Source organism: Arthrobacter sp. UNC362MFTsu5.1, assembly GCF_000685965.1.
GTDB lineage: Bacteria > Actinomycetota > Actinomycetes > Actinomycetales > Micrococcaceae > Arthrobacter.
The window spans coordinates 1-4,717 of the sequence record NZ_JMLE01000058.1; the positions used below are offsets into that span (position 1 = coordinate 1).

General features: G+C 64.6%; 4 protein-coding genes. All 4 read left to right on the plus strand.

The window, feature by feature from the left end; translation table 11 throughout:
* Positions 1-726 (plus strand): hypothetical protein (locus tag BS38_RS27520; RefSeq protein WP_028273003.1); only part of this gene is annotated, 726 nt, incomplete at its 5' end.
* A 1-nt stretch (position 727) separates the two neighbouring features.
* Entirely contained in the window at positions 728-2,029 is a 1,302-nt protein-coding gene (locus BS38_RS0123875; protein WP_028273004.1) for a hypothetical protein, read from the plus strand.
* Entirely contained in the window at positions 2,016-3,524 is a 1,509-nt protein-coding gene (locus BS38_RS0123880) for an SCO6880 family protein (RefSeq protein WP_028273005.1), read from the plus strand. Before BS38_RS0123875 ends, BS38_RS0123880 begins: the two co-directional genes overlap by 14 nt.
* The coding region (locus tag BS38_RS0123885; protein ID WP_028273006.1) for a helicase HerA domain-containing protein at positions 3,525-4,717 on the plus strand (1,193 nt) is incomplete at its 3' end.

The following is a 4,717-nucleotide window of genomic DNA, read 5'->3' on the forward strand; positions in this document are numbered from 1 at the left end:
ACCGAACAGAATCCATTCACCAAACCCGGATTCATCATTTCGGCCGCCCTCGTGGTCGCACTGATAGCAGCCGTCATCGTCATCTTCATGATCCCGAAAGGGGACGGTAACGCACAGCCGGGGCCGGCACCCTCAGTGAACAGCTCTGCTCCTGACTCCACCATGGCTGGAAGCGAAAGCGTATGCGGGCTAAAAGCTAGCTCTGAGACGGCGTTGGGACGCGCCCCTCAAACGGAATGGGCACTCGTAGGAAAAATCGCTGCACCAAACGATCCTCAGAGTTACGGGCCCGGGGTGGAGGAGCAAGACGGGTTCCGCTATTGCTATGCCCAGTCCCCAACCGGAGCCCTCTATGCTGCCGCGAACCTAATCGCCATGACGTCTGCAGGTAACCCCGATCTAACAGCCAAAGTCACGGAAAAGCTCCTGGTTCCCGGCCCCGGCAGGGACGCGGCCATGAAGGACGCCGCCACTACATCCAGTTCCAGCAATAGTGCGGCGACTTCCGTCCAATTTCGCGGCTTTGTCTTGAAAAGCTACTCACCCGAGAAGGCCAACGTTGACGTCGCCATGGAGGGTTCTAACGGAGTACTTGGACATGCGGTGTTACCGATGGAGTGGATAGACGGCGACTGGAAATTAGCCGTTGCTGACTCCGGAGAAATGGTCAATGACTTTTCACAAGTCAGAGATTTGAGCGGATTCATTCCTTGGTCTGGGGTCTGACATGGCCGAGTGCGGATTTGGGGACTGGAGATGTGAAGCCGGAAACGTGGCCGCCGGTATAGCCGACGACGCCATCGGAAACCTCGCTAAGGCAATTTTGGAGGGAATGAGCCAGTTGGTGACAACGCTCTCCACGTTTTGGGTAAGTATGCCGACCACAAATCTCACGACGGAGGATGGTGTGACGGCCAGCCCTGTGGTGGGTTTCCTTAATTCGGAACTGTCTTACTGGACGCTGACGTTGGCCGTTCTTTCCGTCATTCTTGGCGGCACCCGGATGATTTGGGAGCAGCGGGGCGCACCCTTGAAAGACCTGCTCCGGTCTCTCCTAACCCTCACTCTGGTTGCGGGTCTTGGCTTGGGGGTGATCTCCATCCTGGTGATCGCAGCTGATGAGTTTTCAGCAGCCATCATCGAACGCTCCACGGACGGCAAGGGCTTCGCGGACGCCATGAGCGTCCTGGTCATGGTGAACCAGCCCGGCATCGGGGTTTTCATCCTGATCATCCTTGGCCTGGTGGGCCTGCTCGCGTCACTGGTCCAGATCGTCCTCATGGTCGTCCGCAGCGGCATGTTGGTCATCTTGGCTGGCATTTTGCCCACCACCGCAGCTTTCACCAATACGGAGATGGGCCGGCAGTGGTTCCAGAAAGCTATTGGCTGGACGATCGCGTTCATTCTTTACAAGCCTGCAGCAGCGATCGTGTACGCGGTGGCGTTTCAGCTTATGGGCTCGTTTTCCGGCACGGGCGCTTTGATTGGTTCCATCACGGGCTTTGCCTTGATGATCGTTGCCCTGTTGGCCTTGCCGGCTCTGATGCGGTTTGTCACCCCGATGGTTGGTGCGGTCGCGTCGGGCTCTGGCGGGGGAGCCGCTGCTGCTGCAGGGGCCCTGGCCACTGGTGCTGTATCGCTGGGCCGCAGTGGAAGTGGCCGTGGGAACGCGTCCCCGACCCCGCCCAGCCAGCCGTCCAAGAGCGGCGCGTCTCCTGGCGGCAGCCAAGGCCCCGGGGGAACCAACGGCGGCAACGCTAAACCTTCACCGGGATCCGCCGGAGCGTCCGGAGCCGGGGGAGTCCCCGGTAAGGGCACTACAGGAAGCCCCGGGGCTGCGACAGCAGGGGCGGGGGCCGGCGCAGCTGGTACCGGGGCCGCGTCGGGGGCGGCGTCGGGGGCGGCGAAGGCTGCAGGTCCGGCCGGTGTCGCTGTCGCCGTCGGTGCGCAGGTAGCTTCACGGGTCTCTTCGGCCGCACAACAGACAGCGCAGGATTCAACGGGGGAGGGCCCCAGTGGCAGCAATTAACACCGAATACAAGGAACCGTCCTACGGAAACTGGCGGGTCCCGAGGTCCGCAGGTCTGGGGGACCTTGGCGCTATCGGCACGGGCATTGTCATGGCCGGGCTGCTGCTGGGCATCATCAGTTTTGCGATCTGGGGCCTCTTTGCGGGCCTGGGCGTCCTGGCCGTCGCCGGGGTGCTGGTCCTGCTGTTGACCGTCAAGGATAAGCACGGCCAGTCCGTGGTGGACCGTTTCGCGACCCGGATGAATTTCCGGCTCGCCCGTTCCGCGGGTGCGAACTTGTACCGCTCGGGTCCGCTGGGGGTGACGGAGTGGGGCATGTATCAGCTTCCGGGGTTGGCGGCGAAGTCGCGCCTGTATGAGTTCAACGACTCCTACAACCGCCCCTTCGCCATGCTCCACGTGCCGACCACCAGCCACTTCACCGTCATCTTCTCCACCGAACCCGACGGCGCCTCGCTCGTGGATCCCGAGCAGGTCGATGCGTGGGTGGCGAACTGGGGTGGTTGGCTCGCCGGACTGGGCGATGAGGCAGGGCTGGAAGCCGCCGCCGTGACCGTGGAGACAGCCCCGGACTCCGGCTACCGGCTGCGCAATGAAGTCGAGATGAACATTGACGAGAACGCCCCCGAGGCGGCCAAGGCCATCCTCCGCGAGGTTATCCGGACTTACCCGGAAGGTTCTGCGACCGTGCGGGCCTGGGTGTCGTTGACTTTCAACGCTTCCCTTCGTGCAGGGTCCCGGAAGCGGGAGCCGGAGGACGTCGCCCGCGACATCGCCTCGCGCATTCCTGGGCTGGGTGCCCGGTTGCAGTCCACCGGTGCCGGGATCGCCCGGCCGATGTCAGCGCAGGAACTGTGCGAGGTCGTCCGGATTGCCTATGACCCGCCCGCGGCGCTGATTATCGATGAGGCCCATGCGGCCGGTTCTCCGGTTGCCCTGACCTGGGGCGAGGTGGGCCCTACCGCAACCCAGGCCGGTTGGGACGAGTACCGGCACGATTCCGCGTTCTCTGTCTCCTGGACGATGACGGGTGCGCCGCGGGGTTCGGTGAACTCTTCGGTCTTGTCCCGGCTGTTGGCCCCGCACGGGGACGTTGATCGCAAACGCGTCTCCCTGCTCTACCGTCCGATGGATTCGGCCCGTGCCGCGGCAGTGGTGGAGCGGGACCAGAACAATGCGAATGTCCGGATCACCTCCGGAAACCGTCCCAGTGCCCGTGCCCTGGTCGATGCCCGGTCGGCGGCGCAGACTGCCCAGGAGGAAGCCCAGGGTGCCGGGCTCGTGAACTTCGGCATGGTCGTCACTGCCACGGTGACCGACGTTGCCCGGCTTCCGGATGCGGTGGCCGCGATCGAGCAGACCTCCGGGACTGCCCGGGTCCTGCTTCGCCGCGCCTACGGCTCGCAGGACACCGCTTTCGCCGCGTCCTTGCCGCTGGGCCTGGTGCTGCCCAGACACATCCTGCTGCCCAGCGAGATCAGGGAGGCCCTCTAAATGGCCCGCTTTACGTTCCTGCAAGCGAAAAAAGTGAAACCAGTAAACCCAGCGAAAAAGGCTTCCGCCGGTGACGAGGAGGTGACCTCGCGTCCTGGCCGTGTCCGGGGTCCCGGCTCACGCGGCTGGGGCGGCCGTGGTGGGGGAGCAGCTGCCCTGGTTCCGGCGGTGCGGGAGTACCGGGGCACGACGGTGCAGGTGTGCGGGTTGTGGCCGTTCAGTTCCGGGACGTCGTCGCCGATGATTGGTGTGCCGCTGGGCCGGCATGAGGAGACCCAGGCCACGGTGTGTTGTGACCCGATCAGCTGGTTCCAGCGCGCCCACCTGATCTCCAACCCGTCTGCGTTCATCCTCGGCAAACCCGGCCTGGGCAAATCCACGCTGGTGCGCAGGATGCTCCTGGGCCTTTCCGGTCAGGGCGTGCACCCCCTCGTGCTGGGGGACCTGAAGGCAGAGCACGTCGACGCGGTCGCGGCGTTGGGCGGTCAGGTCATCCGGCTCGGCCGCGGACGGGGCTACCTGAACATCCTTGATCCCGGTCAGGCCGTCGAGGTCGCCCAGCTGCTGGAGGAACAAGGGCACCACGACGCGGCCGTACGGGTCCGGGCCGACGCCCACGGCAGGCGGCTGAATATGGTCGTCTCCCTCATCACGATCAGCCGGAACTCACCCCCGACGGATCAAGAACAGACCATCCTGGACCGGGCCCTTCGGGTGCTCGATGACACGTTCGACGGCATTCCGGTCCTGAAAGACCTGCTCGACGTCATCACCGCGGCCCCGGCCGAGCTGCGCCAGGTCGCTTTGGACCGCGGCGACATGACCGTCTACCTGCAGGAAACCCGCGCGCTGGAAGCGACCCTGCTGGGCCTGACCGGTGGCGGGAAGCTCGGGGAAATCTTCTCCCGGCAGACCACTAACCCCATGCGGCGGGACCGTGCCGTGGTCTTCGATGTCTCCAGCATCGATGAAACCGAGACCGACCTGCAGGCAGCGGTCCTGCTGGCGTGCTGGTCCTACGGCTTCGGGACCGTCAACGTCGCCAACGCCCTCGCCGATGCCGGGCTGGAACCTCGCAGGAACTACTTCGTCGTCCTGGATGAGCTGTGGCGGGCGCTGCGCTCCGGCAAGGGCATGGTCGACCGCGTCGACGCCCTCACCCGGCTGAACAGGAGTGTCGGTGTCGGGCAGGT

What these genes read in the sequence shown, in the direction of transcription:
- BS38_RS0123875 (WP_028273004.1), top strand. Translation starts at nt 728, where the DNA reads ATGGCCGAGTGCGGATTTGGGGACTGGAGATGTGAAGCCGGAAACGTG.